Origin of the sequence: Nocardia sp. NPDC049190 (assembly GCF_040648115.1) — a bacterium.
In the GTDB taxonomy this organism is placed as follows: domain Bacteria; phylum Actinomycetota; class Actinomycetes; order Mycobacteriales; family Mycobacteriaceae; genus Nocardia.
The window spans coordinates 83,269-99,912 of sequence record NZ_JBEZDE010000017.1; the positions used below are offsets into that span (position 1 = coordinate 83,269).

The following is a 16,644-nucleotide window of genomic DNA, read 5'->3' on the forward strand; positions in this document are numbered from 1 at the left end:
GCTAGAAACTCGGCTCGGCTGGGGCGGGCGGCAGCGTGACGACCTGGCCGGCATAGCTCAGACCCGCACCGAAACCGAGCAGCAACGCGGTCTGGCCGCCCTTGGCCCTGCCGGAGACCAGCATCTCCTCCATCGCGAGCGGAATCGAGGCGGCCGAGGTGTTGCCGGTGTTCTCGATGTCGTTGGCCATCGGGACCTCGTCGGCGAGGCCGAGGTTCTTCTTCATCAGCTCGTTGATCCGGGCATTGGCCTGATGCGGCACGAACACCTCGATGTCCGCTATGGCGACACCGGACACCTCGAGCGCGGTCGACAGCGCCCTCGGCAGCGTGACCGCGGCCCAGCGGAACACGCGCGGGCCTTCCATCCGCAGCGACATCCGGCCCACCGGGTCGACCTCCGGGTCGAGGCCCTGCATGGATTGCGCCCGGTGCATGTACTCGAGGAAGTCGATATCCTGCTTGATCGCGGCCGCGTTCTCGCCATCGCTGCCCCACACCGTCGGCGAGATGCCGTTCTCCTCGCTCGGCCCGACGATCACCGCGCCCGCGCCGTCACCGAAGATCATGGCGGTACCGCGGTCGGTGGGATCCAACCCGACCGTCATCGTCTCGGCGCCGATGAGCAGCACGTATTCGGCGGAACCGGCCCGGATCAGGTCGGCGGCAACGCCCAAGCCGTACCCGAAACCGCCACACCCGGACGTCAGGTCGAACGCGGCGATTCCGTTCAAACCGATGTCGTGGGCGACCGACGGCGCACCGTGCGGGGTGAGGGTGAGCCAGCTCGACGTGGCCAAGATCAACGTGCCGATCTTCGACCGGTCGATGCCGCTGTTGACGATCGCGCGCTCGCCGGCCGCCGCGGCGATGGAACGCAGCGTCTCGTCATCGCTGATCCAGCGCCGATTACGGACGCCGGTGCGCTCGAAAATCCACTCGTCGGTGGAGTCCAGTACCTCGCACACCTCGGCGTTGCTGACGAGGCGCTTGGGCCGGTAAGCCCCGATTCCGAGCATCGCAACATTTTCGCGACTCGTGTTGACTGCAATGCTCACCACTGGTGACTCACACGACCCTTCACCTTCTCGAATAATCAGACCAGCATCCAGGCTATCCCAGCTCGAGATCCACGAGTCCGAGGATCGAGCGGTATTCCAACCCCTCCGCGGCGATCACCTGGTCCGCGCCGGTTTCTCGGTCGACGACAGTGGCGACGCCGACCACGATGGCACCCGCCGCACGCAGCGCGCGCACCGCGGTCAGCGGCGAGTTTCCGGTCGTGGTGGTGTCCTCGACGACCAGGACCCGCTTCCCCACGACGTCCGGGCCCTCGATCTGACGCTGCATGCCGTGCGTCTTGGCGGCTTTACGGACCACGAAGGCGTCGATCGGGCGACCGGGTGCGTGCATCACGGCCATCGCGACTGGGTCGGCGCCCATGGTCAGCCCGCCGACGGCGTCGAAATCCCAGTCCGCGACCAGCTCGCGCAGCAGTGTGCCGATCAGCGGGGCCGCGCTGTGATGCAAGGTCGCACGGCGCAGGTCGACGTAGTAATCGGCCTCCTTGCCCGAGGACAGCGTGACCCTGCCGTGCACCACGGCCAGTTCGCGCACCAGCGCGGCCAACCTGGCCCGGTCGTCGGTGATCACCTGATCGGTCATTCTCGAGTCCTTTCGCGTGCGGCGAACAGGCCGCGATTCAGTCGGGCCGCCAGAGTCCGCGGGATCATTCCGGCGACGGTGGTGAGCGCTTTGTACTGCATACCGGGCACGCTCAGTACCCGGCCTTTCTCCAGATCGGTCAGCGAGCCGGCGACCACCTGGTCGGCACTCAGCCACAGCGCTTTCGGCAGCGACGACATCTCGATACCGGCCCGCTCATGGAATTCCGTGTGCACGAATCCCGGGCACAGGGCCTGAACCCTGACTCCGGTACCGGCCAATCTTCCGGCCAGCCCTTCCGTGAAGGATACGACGTAGGCCTTGGACGCCGCATACGTCGAGCCCCGTCCAGGAATCAGGCCCGCGACACTGCTCACGTTGACGATGTTGCCGGTAGCCGCGGCGATCATCGGTGGCAGCGCGGCTCTGGTGAGCTGCATCACCGACGTGACGTTGACATCCAGCTGCGCCTGCAACAGTTCCGGCGGCAGCGTCCAGAACTCGCCGGAGTGCCCGAATCCCGCATTGTTGACCAGGAATTCCACACCGTCGTCCAGTCGGGCCGCGACTCGCGCACGATCGGACTGTCGCGCGAGATCCGCGACGAGCAGCTGCGAGCGCGTACCGAACCGATGATCCAGCGCGGTAGCGAGCGCAGCGAGGCGCGGCTCGTCTCTGGCAACCAGCACCAAGTCGTAGCCGAGTGAGGCAAGCCTGGTCGCGTAACTACGACCGATGCCCGAGGTGGGTCCCGTGATCAAGGCGACCGGTCGGAGGGCGCCGGGTAGGCGGGGATGCGACTGCTCGGTCATGACCGCCCGGTCGATCGAAGGCGTGCGGTGGCGGCTACGGGCTGAGCGCAGCCGCTCACTTCGGTACGGGGCCCTGATAGGGACGGAAACCTGGATGGAAGGGGCCGCCGGGCGGGTCGGCTGGGCGGTCCGCGCCCGATGACTCGGGCTTCGCGTCCGATCGATCTCCCGTCACCACATGGTCGTGCTCCGCCCGCGGCGGGCGGTTGTCCGTCTCGCGCCGATTCTCCTCGGCCGACCAGCGGTCTTCGCGCCCCCGAACCCGCGTATTCGGCACCACCGCCAGCGAGGGGCGCCGCGTGGGCTCCGACCCCGAGTCATCCGCGGCGGCGAGCGGCGAACGCTCCTCCTCGAAGCGTTTCTCGTGGGAGGTTTCCGCGGATGACTGCGCGTCGTGCTCGTCCTTGCGCACTCGTGGGGGCTGCGGCCTGGCAGCACCGGCCGCCGCCTCGTCCTCGAAGCCATCCTGATCTTCGGGATGCTGGCGGCCACGGGGGCGCGGACGGCCGGGATCGTGCCCGCCACCGTCGAAGCGCGGTTCGCTGACCGGGGGAAGCACGTGCAGCAGGCCGGACAGCCGAAGCACCGCATCGATCGCGGTCTCCCAGTCCCGAGCGGCGGTGCCGACCGACAGCATGCCCAGCGTCCAGTTACCCTCGCTCCACAGCATCTGCACGGTGTCGGGCAGTGCCTCGATGAAGGCGACCATGCGCTGATCGACCGCGTGCCTGGCGATTTCGGGGTTGGTCGCGAAAACCACCCGATCGCCGATGGCGCCGAGCAGTTCCAGATCGTGATCCTTGGGCGGGGACGCGGTCTTCAGCCGCATATCGACGTCGATGTCCGAGCCGATCTGGCGGCGAACCGCGACCAGCGTCGCGGAGTCCTCCAGATCGAACAGCACGAACTTCTCGCCTTTGCGAATGCCGGAGACCACGTCGACCGCGGAGAGATAGCCCAGTTTGACCAGTGCGCCACGCCGCCACGTCGCGGGAAGCGCAGGCTCCACCGACACGTAGGTATAGCTCTGGGACTTCGCCCAGACCTGCCGCGCGTGACCGGTCCGCTGCCGCTGGATCCGATCGAAATACAGCAACACGATCGCGCCCACGAGCGCGATCGCCGCCAACCCGAACCATATTGCCGTCATCGCCGCCTAGCCTAATAGGAGCAGCCGGACATAGTCCGTCATTGGCCCCGCGCCGGGCCGAGCGAAGGCGGGGCAGCTCTCCGGTAGCAGCTGATCGTGACGCGTCGGGTCGCTCATCGTCCGCCTCCCGGCATCGATACACTGACGATGATCTTCGCCTGAATGGACCCGTCCGCGGCCTTGTCGCCCTGGATGAGCACGATCTCACCGGTGGCCAGATCGGATACCTTGGCACCCGACATCGCGATCACCGTGGTGTTCGAGTCGGTGCGCACGGTAATGATGCTGCCGGTCATCGCGCTGACTGTCAGTGTCCCCCCGTCGTTGGCGGCGATGGTCCCCATGGTCGCCCCGAGCCCATCGGCATTGCCGAGGCCGGGCACGCTCGGCTTACCAGTACGGGCACCGGGCGCCGTCCGGCTCGTGGTCGGCGCCGAGGAGGCGCCCGCGGTGTTCGTCGGGGACGAATCACGGCCGCCGAGCAACGCACCGGCCACCACGCCGATCGCGCCGATCAACAGCACGACACCGATGCCGAGTGCGATCAACAGCCCGGTGTTGCGCCGCGGCGGTCGCGGCGGTTGGCCGATATACGGCGCGGCCGCGTCGGGCGGCGCCGCCGAGCTGTCGCCGTAACCGGTCTGGTAGCCAGCCCAGTGCGCGTCGTAGGGCGGAATCTCGCGGGTGGCGTTCGGCCCCGGCGGCGCCCACGTCCCGTACTGCGCCGTCGCGGGATAGTCCGAAGGCGCGCCGGTGCTGTACGGCTCGGTGTACGCCGTGGTACGCAGCGGGTCACCGTACCCGGACTCGCCCGGCGGACCCAGGTGCTCGGTCGGGGCATCATCCGGCCGCTGTCCCCACGGATCGTTCGGGTTGGTCATGACCTCCAGGGTAGGCTCTGCACGTTTTGCCTGGCCCACAGCGCGGCGTGTCGGAAACCTCATGCCTTCGAGACACCGCGTCCTCGGCTGGATCGACGCACGTGCCACACCTGCTCGGGGGTGGGCGTTCCCGAGGCTCGCGGGCGGCCCCTTCGAAAAGCCTTGCTCCCGTGTGGATAGCGCCTCGGCGGTACCGCGCGGACGCCGCGGCAGGGATGCGGTCGAGCTGCGTGAATACGTGGGCACTCGACGAATTCCGTAGTAGCCGCGGCTTATTGGGGCCTGACCAGACCAGACCCGCCCGGGTAAAATTCGGTCATGCCCGGCGCCGCGAGACAGTTGTCCTCGATCGGCACGCCACCGCGGGATACCAGCACCGACCGGTTCGGTTCCGCCCCGGCTGACCACGCCTCCCCGCGCCCGGCCGACAGTTCTCTCGCACGCGCTCCTGATGAATCGAAAGCCTGCGCCGCCGCTCCAGGTAACGAGGATTTCGATCGGCTCTTCCGCTTCCCTCCGAGATGGTGATATGGGACGACGCCCTGGTCCGCATGTTCCGAGAGGTAGCGGCGACGACGGTGGAGCGCAGCAGGAAGGCGGTTCGAATCGGAGTCGAGGACCCGATTCGCGACGTCGCCGGTGGGGCGGGTCAGGCGGCAAGAGCGTGGCCGCAGGCGGATGTGGACAATGCGGACCCGATCGGGTTCGACATGAACGAGCGCGCGCCTGCCGCCGCCGCATCGCCGATTTTGGAAGGTCGCGGCTCGATAACCACCTTGCTGGAGAACGATCCATGGTTTCACGGCGGGCTGAGCGACACCGAGTTGCGCCTGCGGCGCAACGAACGGCCGGCACTGACGAAAACGACTGTGCAGGCGGTGCGCGAATCGACGCGCAAGCACACAGTGGATGGGCGGGAATTCTTCGTCAGCGCGACCGACGAGAACGTATTGGTCCCGGTCAGCGGCCGCTATGACAACCCACGGATTACGCAACTACCTCAGGACGAACGGGGCTGGTACTTCCTCGATCCGGAAGGCTGGCGGTTCCCGGTGGACAGCCGACCGAACGTCGGCCATATGCCCGGTCACGAATGGCATCGCATACGCGAGAGCGCCAAGAAGGATATTCGTGACTTTCATCGAACTCGGGGAAGAGAGGGGAAGGATTGGACGTGGGACGAACTTGTCGCCCATGTGAACCAACCCAGGTTTTATCGTATCGAGGACGCGCCGGGCAACCAGAGCCACCGACACGAACTGGCACGGGAGAGCTGATGAACGAGTCGGCGAAGTCGGGCAGGTCGACGGACACGACCCGCGACGAGTTCGGCCGAATCGCGTTGCACTACGCCGCGGCTGACGAAAATCCGGAACTGGTCGCGCAACTGCTCAGACGCGGACAGGACCCCAGCGATCGCGACCGCGACGGTCACACTCCCTTGCACCTGGCCGCGCAGTACGACAACCCCGAGGTGCTTCGCCTGCTCCTGGATGCGGGCGCCGATATCGATGCTCGCGACAGTTCCGGACGCACCCCGCTTCTCACGGCGGTCACCAGCGCGTGGTCCGGCGAACAGACTGTCCGGCTGCTTCGCGAGCGGGGCGCGGATCCGCGCAAGAAATCCGCCAACGGATCCAGTCCGCTCAGGTACGTCCGTCGGGTCGACGGTCCGCGGTGGCTGAAGGATGCCTTCGCCGATCTCGCAGACTGATCCGACCAGTCGGCCGCCGTGCTTCGAGCACCTATTCGAAGCACGGCGGCCCTGCGCGCCCAGCAGCCGCGGAACGATCACCCGTACCGGGGGGTGAACGGCGAAGGCGCAGAACACACCTGCGCCAGTCTCATCGCCCGACGATCAGGCCTTCGCCGCCGGGGCTGACGGTCACCTTCACCGTGTCGCCGTCGCCGACTTCGCCGCCGAGCAGTTCCTTGGCGAGGGTGTCGCCGATGGCCTGCTGGATCAGCCTGCGCAGCGGGCGGGCGCCGTAGACGGGATCGTAACCGCGTACGGCCAGCCAGAATCTGGCCGAATCGCTGACGTCCAGCTTCAGTCTGCGCTGCGACAGCCGCTTCTGCAGCTGGTCGAGTTGAATGTCGACGATGCTCTCCAACTGCTCCTCGTCGAGCGCGTGGAACATGACCACGTCGTCGAGGCGATTGAGAAATTCCGGCTTGAACGCCGAACGCACTGCGTTCATGATCAACTCGCGATCGCCGCCAGCACCCAGGTTGGAGGTCAGGATGAGGATGGTGTTGCGGAAGTCCACCGTGCGACCTTGTCCGTCGGTGAGCCTGCCCTCGTCGAGCACCTGCAACAGGATGTCGAACACATCAGGGTGCGCCTTCTCGATCTCGTCGAACAGCACCACGGTGTACGGCCGGCGGCGCACCGCCTCGGTGAGCTGGCCACCCTGGTCGTACCCGACGTAGCCGGGCGGCGCGCCGACCAACCGGGCGACCGCGTGCTTCTCGCTGTATTCGCTCATGTCGATCCGGACCATGGCGCGTTCGTCGTCGAACAGGAAGTCCGCCAATGCCTTGGCCAACTCGGTCTTGCCGACGCCGGTCGGGCCGACGAACATGAACGAACCGGTCGGCCGGTTCGGATCGGCCACGCCGGCGCGCGCCCGGCGCGTCGCGTCGGAAACCGCCTGTACCGCTTCGGACTGGCCGACCACGCGTCGGCCGAGTTCCTGCTCCATACGCAGCAGTTTCTGCGTCTCCCCCTCGAGCATCTTGCCGACCGGAATGCCGGTCCACGCGGACACCACCTCGGCGATGTCGTCCGGACCGACCTCCTCCTTGAGCATCACTTCGCCGTCAGCCGCTGCCGCCGATGTTCTCTCGGCTTCGGCGAGCTGCTTCTCCAGCGCGGGAATCCGACCGTAGCGCAGTTCAGCCGCCTTACCGAGGTCGCCATCGCGCTCAGCGCGCTCGGACGCCCCGCGCAGCGAGTCCAGTTCCTCTTTGAGCACACGGACTTGGTCGATCGCGCTCTTCTCGTTCTGCCAGCGGGTCGTCAGTTGGTTGAGTTTCTCGCGGGCGTCGGCGAGTTCGGCACGCAACTTGACCAGTCGCTGTTTGGACGCCTCGTCGGTCTCCTTGCCCAGCGCGACCTCTTCGATCTCCAGGCGGCGCACCGCGCGCTCGACCGCATCGATCTCCACCGGACGCGAGTCGATCTCCATGCGCAGCCGCGAGGCCGATTCGTCGACCAGATCGATCGCCTTGTCCGGCAGGAACCGTGCGGTGATGTAGCGGTCCGACAGGGTCGCCGCCGCTACCAGCGCGGAGTCGGTGATCCGCACACCGTGGTGCACCTCGTAGCGCTCCTTGATGCCACGCAGGATGCCGATGGTGTCCTCCACCGACGGTTCACCGACCAGTACCTGCTGGAAGCGCCGCTCCAGGGCGGCGTCCTTCTCGATGTGCTTGCGGTACTCCTCCAGCGTGGTCGCACCGACCATGCGCAACTCACCGCGGGCCAGCATCGGTTTGATCATATTGCCCGCGTCCATCGCCGATTCTCCGGTGGCGCCCGCGCCGACGATGGTGTGCAGCTCATCGATGAACGTGATGATCTGCCCAGCGCTGTTCTTGATGTCCTCCAGCACTGCCTTGAGCCGCTCTTCGAATTCACCGCGATACTTCGCGCCCGCGACCATGGCGCCGAGGTCGAGCGAGACAACGGATTTGCCGCGCAACGACTCCGGGACATCGCCTGCCACGATGCGCTGGGCAAGGCCCTCGACGATCGCGGTCTTACCGACGCCGGGCTCGCCGATCAGCACCGGGTTGTTCTTGGTGCGACGGCTCAGCACCTGCACCACACGACGGATTTCGGTGTCCCGGCCGATCACCGGATCGAGCTTGCCGGACCGCGCGGCCTCGGTGAGGTCGGTGGAGTACTTCTCCAGCGCCTGGTAGCTACCCTCCGGATCGGGGCTGGTCACCCGGGCACTGCCGCGGACCGAGGTGAACGCCTGCCGCAGCGCATCCGCGGTGGCGCCGTACTTGGTGAGCAGCATTGTCATGTCCGAGTCGCCCTCGGCGAGACCGACCATGACGTGCTCGGTGGAGACATACTCGTCACCCAGCTCGGTCGCGAGGCGCTGGGCCGCCGTGATCGCGGCAAGGGCCTCGCGGCCGAGCTGCGGGGTGGTGGTGGCGCCGGTCGCCCGCGGCAGCCGGTCCACGATGTCCTGCGCCTCGCGCCGCACGGTTGCCGGATCCGTGCCGACCGCCTTCAGCAGCGGCGCCGCGATACCGTCGGTCTGATCCAGCAATGCCACCAGCAAGTGCGCCGGACGAATCTCCGGGTTGCCCGCGGCGGAAGCTGCCTGCAGGGCGGCGGTCAAGGCCGCCTGAGTCTTGGTGGTGGGATTGAACGAGTCCACGAGTCACCTTCCTACTAGTCGTTTCCCGACACCGAGCGCGTTCGGTCGATCCGATCCACCGAAGTCCTCGCGCCACATTGCCCGGCGCCGTTCTTACCGTCCAACGCTGGAAAGGTTGAGTCTGTTCCGCTCAAGTTCGATCCCCTCGGCCGAGCCGGTCATGCGTCCATTCCACGCCGCCTGATCAGGTCGAACGCTACGCCGTGACCCGGTGGAATGTGATGAATCGCCCCGTCGGCGCCCTCCGGACGCCTACGATGACCACGGCCCGTCAGTTGTGATGCATCCCTCTTCAGCCCGAATCAAGGAGCGAACAGATGCGCGCGATCGTGGTACGGAAGTTCGGAGCGACGCCAGAGGTGGCCGACATGCCGATGCCCGAACCCGGACCGGGCACCGTACGGGTGCAGCTCGCGGCCGCCGGAGTAAATCCGTTCGACCAACGGATGGCTACCGGTTTCCTGAACGACACACTGCCGCACGACTTTCCGATGATCCTCGGGGTGGACGGCGCGGGCGCCATCGACTCGCTCGGTTCCGGCGTCCACCGGTTCGCGGTCGGCGACCGGGTGGTCGGCAAGTTCCGCACGCCGCCCGCCGGCCACGGCAGCTTCGCCGAGTATGCGGTGGTCCCCGAAGACGCCACCCTGGTACCGATTCCGGCCGGTGTGCCGACCGCCGCGGCAGCGGCGCTACCGACCGCCGGCGGCACCGCGCAGGACCTCGTGGACGCCACCGGGATCCGACCCGGCCAGACCGTACTGATCGTCGGCGCCACCGGCGGCGTCGGCTCATTCCTCGTGCAACTGGCCAATATCGCGGGCGCACACGTCATCGCGACCGCGCGCGGCGCCGGCGCCGACCGGATGACCCGACTCGGCGCCGCCGAGACCGTCGACTACACCGCCGGGCCGATCGGTGACCAGCTCGCCGCCCGATATCCCGACGGTATCGATATCCTGTTCGATTTGGTGAGCCCGCCGACGGCGCTCACCACCCTCACCGCGCTGGTACGCGGCGGCGGCACCGTGTATTCCACCATCGGCTCCGCCGACGAGGACGTGTTGCGTGCCAGGGACATCAAGGGCGGCAATCTCGAGTCCACGGCCCGCGCGCCGGAATTGGCTCGGCTCCTGCAGCGCGTCGCCGACGGCGACCTGGTGGTGCCGATCGACGCGACCGTCCCGCTCGCGGAGGGGCCCGCGGTCATCGGCGCGTCCGGCGCCCGCGGCAAGACCGTGCTCACCATCTGAGAGTTTGCGGGCCACCCGGCGCCAAGTGAACGGCAACTTCCCGCGCAAACGCCCGGAGGTGTGTGATGAGCACCCGGCCAGTCGAATTCGGCCTGTTTCTGATCCCGGAGGCCGACAACTACCAGCAGCTCGTGGAACTGACCGCCTACGCCGACGCCTCCGGACTGGACCTGATCGGCGTCCAGGACCACCCTTACCAACGCCGGTTCCTGGACACCTGGACGCTGATCACCACCCTCGCGGCCCAGACCACACGGGTGAGCCTGTTCCCCGACGTCGTGAATCTTCCACTGCGCAATCCCGCGGTGCTCGCGAAAGCGGTGGCCTCGCTCGACATCATCAGTAACGGTCGGATCCAGCTCGGCCTCGGCGCGGGCGCGTTCTGGGATGCGATCGCGGGAATGGGCGGGCCGCGGCGGACCCGCGGCGAATCGGTGCGTGCCCTCGCCGAGGCGATCGCGGTGATCCGCGCGCTGTGGAGCGACGAACGATCGGTCCGCGTTCCGGGCGAGTTCTACGCGCTCGGCGGAGCGCACCCAGGCCCTCGACCGCGGCACAACCCCGGTATCTGGGTGGGCGCCAAAGGCCCGCGCATGCTGGAACTGACCGGCCGTCTCGCCGACGGCTGGCTCCCTTCGGCCGCATGGGCGCCGCCGGCGTATCTTGCCGCGGCCGGTAGGCGGATCGACGATGCCGCCGCGGCGGCAGGTCGGGACCCGCGGACGGTGCGTCGGGTATACAACGTGTCCGGGACGATCACCGCCGACGGCTCCGACAATGGCTTCCTGGAGGGTCCGCCCGAACGGTGGGTCGAGGATCTGCTCGCACTACACCGTGACCAGCGCGTCGACGGCTTCGTCTTCTGGCCGACCGAGGGGGAACCCGTAGAGCAGATCCGTCGTTATACCGAGCAGGTCGTACCCGCGGTCCGCCTGGGCGGCGGGGGCTGATCGGCTGCACCGAGTTACTCCGCCGCATGCGATGCCGCACCCGTCCGGGGGCGACAAGTCGGCGGCATCGTGCAGAACAGGCCAGCGTCCTGCACCGCTGGCTCACCGATTACCGTGTGTCCGGTCTTACTGCCATACCCACACGACCACGGGATTTTCGGGGATACTTGTCGGCGGAGGACCGCCGGTAACGGATAAAGTCTCCGGGCAGAACTGAGGGAAAGGAAGCTCCGCGTCGTGGATGCGCGTTCGGCTGCGCTGGTCCGCGCCAATTTCCGTTCGGTGATCGAGTCGCCGAACGGACCCGAGCGGTTGGTCAGTGCGTTCTACGGTCATCTGTTCGCCGAGGATCCGCGGCTGCGGGAGTTGTTCCCACCCGCGATGGAAATGCAGCCCAAACGCATCGCCACGGCGATCCAATACGTGCTCGACCATCTGGAGGACTGGGACCGGGCCCAGAAGTTCCTCGAGCAGCTCGCCCGCGATCACCGCAAGTACGGCGTCGAAGCAACGCACTACGACATGGCGGGCCGTGCGCTACTCGCCGCTTTCCGCGCGTACAACGGCGGGGCCTGGCACCGCGGCCTGGAAGAAGGCTGGCGCGACATCACCATTTTGATCTCCGCGTCCATGGCGATCGGCGCCAATTCCGACAAATCCCGGCCGTACTGGATGGCGACGGTGGTCGGCCATCGCCGGGTACTGGAGGACCTGGCCATCGTGCGCCTGCAGTCCGACGAGCCGATTCCCTACCAGGCCGGGCAGTATCTGCCGGTCACGCTGCCACAGCGACCGAAGATGTGGCGGTACTTCTCGCCCGCGATCCCGTCCAACCCGTATGGCGAGATCGAGTTCCACGTGCGCAAGATCCGCGGCGGCTGGGTCAGCCCCGCGATCGTCCAGGAGACCAGGGTCGGCGACCGGTGGCGGATCGCTGCCCCGCTCGGTGGATTGCACGTCGACCGGGACAGCGGCCGTGACGTGCTGATGATCGGCGCGGGCACCGGCATCGCCCCGTTGCGGGCCCAGCTGATCGAAATGGGGCAGCGCGGCATCAACCCTCGCGTGCACTTCTTCATCGGCGGTCGCTACCCCTGCGATCTGTACGACGTCGAGAACATGTGGCAGCTCTCGCAGAGCAACCCGTGGCTCACCATCGTGCCGGTGTGCGAGCAGAAGACCAACCCCTGGTGGTATCCGCATCCGCCCCAGGACGCACCGTACGGCATGCATCGGCGCTTGATCGGTAATCTTGGCGCCGTGGTCGCGAGCTTCGGCGCGTGGGCGGACCGGCAGATCCAGATCGCCGGGTCGGCGCGGATGATCGCGGACACCCGGCGCGCGCTCATGGCGGTCGGTACGCCGGAGCAGATCATCAGTTGCGACCCTGTGTGAATGAAGGAGGCCCCGGTGGGGGATCCGAGCATGCTCGGTAACGGTGCGTATCAGGCGCCCGAATGGACCTCGACCGTCGTCGGTCATCATCGGCTGCGCCACGACCTCGCGGTGATCCGTCTGATCGGCGAGTTCGTACCGTTCGCCGCGGGTCAGTCCGTCGAGGTGCGGGTGCCACAGCAGCCCGGCGTGCGGCGCAGGCTCTCACCGGCACTGCCGCCTTCGTTGGATGGCAAGTTGGAATTCCACGTACGCACCGTGCCGGGCGGCTGGTGCAGCGGCACGATCGTGGCCGACACCAAGCCCGGCGACGAGTGGCGTATCGGCGCTCCACTCGGCGCGTTCACGGTGGATCCGGAGGGCGACGAGGTAGTGATGATCGCGGGCGGAACGGGATTGGCGCCGATGCGCGCGCAGATCCTCGAGTTGGCCCGCAAGACCGACCCGCCGCCCACGTACTTGTTCATCGGCGGACGATCACCACGCGACCTGTACGCCGCGGACATGCTGTGCCTGCTGGCCGGCGAATTGCCCTGGCTCACGGTGGTTCCCGTGGTGGAGAGCCCGAGCGACCCGGGTTGGGTCGATGAGTGGTACGAGCAGTCCAGGGTAGACATCGGCTTTCAACCCGACGACTTGCTCTACGGAACACTCGCCGACGTACTCGGATCGCACGGCGCGTTCCGCAACCATCAGGTGCTGGTCTGCGGGTCGCCCGCCATGACACGCGCGACCGTCGAACGGCTTGTCGACATAGGCACCCCGCCGGAGCGAATCCAATTCGAGGGAATCTGAACCGGCCGCACCACACCTGACGCACACCGCGCGAGACCATCGAGCGCGGTCTGCGGCCCGCCGGTCACGATTCAATACAACGGATCGTGCCGGATGTTTTTGGCGAGGGTTCCGGCCGCCATCAACCGGAACTTCGTGGTTTGCACCATCGACGGCGCACCCACGATCTGCACATCGCGGTCGGCCCAGGCGCCGAAGCTCGAGACGATTTTGCCGATCTGGCCGGTAACCCGCGGCTCCAGACCTGGCCATGGCCGCGCGGTCTCGTCGTGTTCGCCATGCCACCATGGGTTTTCGTCGAGTTCGGTGACCGGTGTGACGGTCAGCCAGCGGTTGGCCACGGCCAGGTTGCTCAGCGTCTCCAGGTCGTACAGGTCACACGGATGGTGACCACCCACAAACAAATGCACCTTCGGGTTGATCCGCCGCAGCGCCATTGCCATGAGTTGTGCGCGCAGCGGCGCGAGGCCGGTCCCGCAACCGATCATCAGCATCTTGCGCTTGGCATTGCGCGGGATGCCGAGACCGCCGAGCGGCGAACCGAGTAACCACTGGTCGCCGACGGCGGTCTGCCCGACGATGGCCGAACTGACCCACCCGCCGAGCACGCCGCGGATGTGGAATTCGATCTCGCCGTTGGTGTTCGCGGGCACGGCGGGCGAGAGATAACGCCACATCCGTGGCCGCGACGGAATCTGCACGCTCACGTACTGACCCGCGGCGTACCGCATGGGCTGGTCCAGTTGCAGCCGGACGATGGTGAGGTTACGCAGCACCTCGCGACGCTCGGTGACGGTGCCGGTCCAGACCGACGGCGTCGTCTCCTTCTCCGCGGCGCCGATCATCGTGTCGGTGATGACCTTCAAGCCTTCGTCCCAGGCCCGATCGACCTCATCGGTCCACATCTCGGTACCCGCGAATACCTGCACCGCGGTTTTCAGCGAAGTCGCCACCGCGAGGTAGTGCTCGGCTTCCACGCCGTATTTGCGATGGTCCCTACCCAATTGGGCAAGGAAAGGGAGCAGCTTGCTGGGCTCCTCCAGCCGGTCCAGCACATAGGAGAACGCCTTGACCAGACGATCTCGCTGGGCGTCCATGGCGGCCGGGAAGAAATCGCGGACTCGAGGGTGGTCCGTGAACAAGATCGCGTAGAACGATCTTGCCAGTTTCTCCGACCCCCCTTCCTCCGCAGCAACCGCCTTGAATGTCGTTCTGATCAAAGCGATGGTGCGCGAATCCATGTGTGTCACAACCCCATTTCGCATTCGAACACAGACCGTGCCGGCGAGTGCATGCTGCGGGTCACTCGACAGCAGCCGATGCCAAAGAAGTGTAAACGAGGTTTGCCAGCAACGGAATCTTCCGCGTAAACATCACGAGTGCAATTCCATGGAAACGAGGATTTGAATCGAGACACGCCATAGAAACCGACTGGAAGACGGGATATCCGCTGGAAACTCGGTCGCATCATCGCTCAATTCACAAGGCCCGCTTAGGAAATTCCGTCCCGGTCGGTCGGTTGTAGCGATTCTCAAGCAACACTCGAACAGTCGAGCGGAGAACACATCGGATAGCCGACACCACAGCCGCCGTCGGATCGACGCTCACAATCATCGGTTGAGTCGACATCGAAATACCGCAACTGGCACGGCTTCCGCGTAGCATGTTCTGGTTTACCACCGGCTATCTTCTGAAACACCGTTGTCCCCCAACGCAGCGAGCCCCCGGCCACGAATCGCGGGTCGCGATCCGTGGCCGGGGGCCCTACGGGTGTACCGGTATTCTCAGCGCCGGTTGCGCGGCTTCCAAACGACCAATGCGGTGCTGCGTTGCGGCGGCGAGAGATCGGGCCGGTAGCCCGCCCGCAGCCGCTCCAGCTCGGCCGATAGCTCGCCGACCCGCTGACTCAACTCTTCCACCTGATTGGTCAGTTCGATGATGCGCTTGATCCCCGCGAGGTTGACACCCTCGTCCTGGGACAGCCGCTGCACTTCGCGCAGCAACTCTACGTCCCGCGTCGAGTAGCGCCGTCCACCGCCCGAAGTGCGTTGCGGCGACACCAGCCCGAGCCGGTCATACGTGCGCAAGGTCTGCGCGTGCATGCCGGCGAGCTGGGCCGCCACCGAGATCATGAAGAACTCGGCGCGCGCCCCGCCGGACGCCTTCTTCGGATCAGTGGACATCACGCACCTGCCCATCCCGCGCGCGGATCGAACCCGCTGGTCTTCTCCGCCTCCTGGTAGCGCTTCAGCGCCTCGGTGGCATCGTCGTCCAGCTTCTGTGGCACCGCGACCTTGACGGTGACCAGCAGGTCACCAGAGCCGCCGCCCCGCTTGGGTACACCGCGGCCGCGCACCCGCAGGATGCGACCCTCAGCGGTGCCCGGAGGAACCTTCACCCCGACTCGCCCCTCCAGTGTGGGTACGGACACCGTTGTGCCCAGTACCAATTCACTGTAGCTGACCGGAAGCACCAGGGTCAGGTCGTCGCCGTTGCGGCCGAACACCTTGTCCTGGCTGACGTGCACGGTGACGAACAGATCACCGGACGGCGCACCGCGCAGCCCCGCCTCGCCTTGACCGGCCAGCCGAATCCGTTGCCCGTCACCGACTCCCGGAGGAATCCGCACCGTGATGGTGCGCGTGCGGTTCTGGACACCACTGCCGTGGCAGTCGACGCAGGGATCATCGATGATCGAGCCGGTCCCCCGGCAGTCGTCGCACGGCTCGCTGAAGCCGAACGCACCCTGGTTGCGGCTGACGATGCCGGTTCCGTTGCAGATGGGGCAGACTCGCGGACTGGTCCCCGGCTTGGCGCCACTGCCGTGACAGGTGGTGCACGGCGCCGGACTGGTCATCCGCAGCGGAACCGTGACGCCCTGCGCCGCTTCGCGGAAGCCGAGCGTCGTCTCGGTCTCCACGTCGGCGCCGCGGCGGGGGCGGCTCGCGGTCCGCCCGCCACCCCGGTTGAACAGACCGCCGAGCAGGTCGCCGAGGCCACCCTCGCCCGCGTTCGCGGAGCCGAAGATGTCCCCGAGGTTGAACTCCTGCGAGAAGCCGCCGCCCGCGCCGGGAGTGAACCCGCCGCGACCGTAACCGCCGCCACCCGCGAAGAGTTTGCGGGTGTCGTCGTACTCCTTGCGCTTGCCCGGATCCGACAGCACGGCATGCGCCTCGCTGACGGTCTTGAACCGCTCCTCGGCCTTGGTATCGCCGGGATTGGCGTCCGGGTGCAAGTCGCGCGCGAGTTTGCGGTACGCCTTCTTGATCTCATCCTGCGAGGCGCTGGAGGAAACGCCCAGCTCCTTGTAGAAGTCCTTTTCGATCCACTCCCGTTGGCTCACC

General features: G+C 66.9%; 15 protein-coding genes. 6 read left to right on the forward strand and 9 right to left on the reverse strand.

The features are described from left to right. Position 1: 1 nt before the first annotated feature. The 5 genes from AB0B25_RS17045 to AB0B25_RS17065 all read right to left on the reverse strand — a co-directional run bounded on the left by AB0B25_RS17045 (position 2) and on the right by AB0B25_RS17065 (position 4,507). Positions 2–1,060: a beta-ketoacyl-ACP synthase 3 gene (locus tag AB0B25_RS17045; protein ID WP_357179867.1), complete on the reverse strand. Its 1,059-nt coding sequence runs from the start codon at positions 1,058–1,060 to the stop codon at positions 2–4. A 52-nt stretch (positions 1,061–1,112) separates the two neighbouring features. Beyond that, on the reverse strand, positions 1,113–1,664 hold the full coding sequence (gene pyrE, locus AB0B25_RS17050) for an orotate phosphoribosyltransferase (protein WP_357179870.1): 552 nt from the start codon (positions 1,662–1,664) through the stop codon (positions 1,113–1,115). Beyond that, on the reverse strand, positions 1,661–2,476 hold the full coding sequence (locus AB0B25_RS17055; RefSeq protein WP_357179872.1) for an SDR family oxidoreductase: 816 nt from the start codon (positions 2,474–2,476) through the stop codon (positions 1,661–1,663). Before AB0B25_RS17055 ends, pyrE begins: the two co-directional genes overlap by 4 nt. 55 nt (positions 2,477–2,531) lie before the next feature. Next, complete coding sequence (locus AB0B25_RS17060) at positions 2,532–3,626, reverse strand: hypothetical protein (protein ID WP_357179873.1); 1,095 nt, start codon at positions 3,624–3,626, stop codon at positions 2,532–2,534. Between the two features lie 113 nt (positions 3,627–3,739). Continuing rightward, entirely contained in the window at positions 3,740–4,507 is a 768-nt protein-coding gene (locus AB0B25_RS17065; RefSeq protein ID WP_357179876.1) for a DUF5666 domain-containing protein, read from the reverse strand. A gap of 680 nt (positions 4,508–5,187) precedes the next feature. On the opposite strand from AB0B25_RS17065, the gene AB0B25_RS17070 reads away from it, so the two are divergent. Together AB0B25_RS17070 and AB0B25_RS17075 are read left to right on the forward strand one after the other, a co-directional pair. After that, positions 5,188–5,784, forward strand: coding sequence for a GH-E family nuclease (locus tag AB0B25_RS17070; RefSeq protein WP_357179879.1), 597 nt, complete (start codon positions 5,188–5,190; stop codon positions 5,782–5,784). Further along, positions 5,784–6,221 carry an ankyrin repeat domain-containing protein gene (locus AB0B25_RS17075; RefSeq protein ID WP_357179881.1) on the forward strand — a complete coding sequence of 146 codons (438 nt, stop codon included), beginning with the start codon at positions 5,784–5,786 and terminating at the stop codon, positions 6,219–6,221. Before AB0B25_RS17070 ends, AB0B25_RS17075 begins: the two co-directional genes overlap by 1 nt. Before the next feature lie 130 nt (positions 6,222–6,351). Here the strand turns inward: AB0B25_RS17075 and clpB are convergent, their stop codons facing one another. Continuing rightward, positions 6,352–8,907: an ATP-dependent chaperone ClpB gene (clpB, locus tag AB0B25_RS17080; protein ID WP_357179884.1), complete on the reverse strand. Its 2,556-nt coding sequence runs from the start codon at positions 8,905–8,907 to the stop codon at positions 6,352–6,354. Between the two features lie 317 nt (positions 8,908–9,224). On the opposite strand from clpB, the gene AB0B25_RS17085 reads away from it, so the two are divergent. The 4 genes from AB0B25_RS17085 (at position 9,225) to AB0B25_RS17100 (ending at position 13,300) form a co-directional block, all read left to right on the forward strand. Next, on the forward strand, positions 9,225–10,160 hold the full coding sequence (locus AB0B25_RS17085) for an NADP-dependent oxidoreductase (RefSeq protein ID WP_357179887.1): 936 nt from the start codon (positions 9,225–9,227) through the stop codon (positions 10,158–10,160). A gap of 65 nt (positions 10,161–10,225) precedes the next feature. After that, positions 10,226–11,110 (forward strand): LLM class flavin-dependent oxidoreductase, encoded by an 885-nt coding sequence (locus AB0B25_RS17090; RefSeq protein ID WP_357179890.1) that lies wholly within the window; start codon positions 10,226–10,228, stop codon positions 11,108–11,110. 237 nt (positions 11,111–11,347) lie between these two features. Further along, on the forward strand, positions 11,348–12,505 hold the full coding sequence (locus tag AB0B25_RS17095; protein WP_357179893.1) for an FAD-binding oxidoreductase: 1,158 nt from the start codon (positions 11,348–11,350) through the stop codon (positions 12,503–12,505). 30 nt (positions 12,506–12,535) lie between these two features. Then, positions 12,536–13,300, forward strand: a complete 765-nt coding sequence (locus AB0B25_RS17100) for an FAD-binding oxidoreductase (RefSeq protein ID WP_357180002.1) — start codon at positions 12,536–12,538, stop codon at positions 13,298–13,300. 71 nt (positions 13,301–13,371) lie between these two features. On the opposite strand, the gene AB0B25_RS17105 is transcribed toward AB0B25_RS17100, so the two are convergent. From AB0B25_RS17105 to dnaJ, 3 genes are all read right to left on the reverse strand, one after another. Next, the gene (locus AB0B25_RS17105) at positions 13,372–14,541 is read right to left on the reverse strand and encodes an FAD-binding oxidoreductase (protein ID WP_357179896.1); all 1,170 of its coding nucleotides are present in this window, start codon (positions 14,539–14,541) and stop codon (positions 13,372–13,374) included. A gap of 543 nt (positions 14,542–15,084) precedes the next feature. Continuing rightward, positions 15,085–15,483: a helix-turn-helix transcriptional regulator gene (locus tag AB0B25_RS17110; protein WP_357179899.1), complete on the reverse strand. Its 399-nt coding sequence runs from the start codon at positions 15,481–15,483 to the stop codon at positions 15,085–15,087. After that, positions 15,483–16,643, reverse strand: coding sequence for a molecular chaperone DnaJ (dnaJ, locus tag AB0B25_RS17115; RefSeq protein WP_357179902.1), 1,161 nt, complete (start codon positions 16,641–16,643; stop codon positions 15,483–15,485). Before dnaJ ends, AB0B25_RS17110 begins: the two co-directional genes overlap by 1 nt. Position 16,644: the final 1 nt, after the last annotated feature.

Coding starts and splice junctions, on each gene's coding strand:
- AB0B25_RS17085 (WP_357179887.1), top strand. CDS start 9,225: ATGCGCGCGATCGTGGTACGGAAGTTCGGAGCGACGCCAGAGGTGGCC.
- pyrE (WP_357179870.1), bottom strand. CDS start 1,664: ATGACCGATCAGGTGATCACCGACGACCGGGCCAGGTTGGCCGCGCTG.
- AB0B25_RS17060 (WP_357179873.1), bottom strand. CDS start 3,626: ATGACGGCAATATGGTTCGGGTTGGCGGCGATCGCGCTCGTGGGCGCG.
- AB0B25_RS17105 (WP_357179896.1), bottom strand. CDS start 14,541: ATGGATTCGCGCACCATCGCTTTGATCAGAACGACATTCAAGGCGGTT.
- AB0B25_RS17055 (WP_357179872.1), bottom strand. CDS start 2,476: ATGACCGAGCAGTCGCATCCCCGCCTACCCGGCGCCCTCCGACCGGTC.
- AB0B25_RS17075 (WP_357179881.1), top strand. CDS start 5,784: ATGAACGAGTCGGCGAAGTCGGGCAGGTCGACGGACACGACCCGCGAC.
- AB0B25_RS17065 (WP_357179876.1), bottom strand. CDS start 4,507: ATGACCAACCCGAACGATCCGTGGGGACAGCGGCCGGATGATGCCCCG.
- AB0B25_RS17110 (WP_357179899.1), bottom strand. CDS start 15,483: ATGTCCACTGATCCGAAGAAGGCGTCCGGCGGGGCGCGCGCCGAGTTC.
- AB0B25_RS17100 (WP_357180002.1), top strand. CDS start 12,536: ATGCTCGGTAACGGTGCGTATCAGGCGCCCGAATGGACCTCGACCGTC.
- AB0B25_RS17090 (WP_357179890.1), top strand. CDS start 10,226: ATGAGCACCCGGCCAGTCGAATTCGGCCTGTTTCTGATCCCGGAGGCC.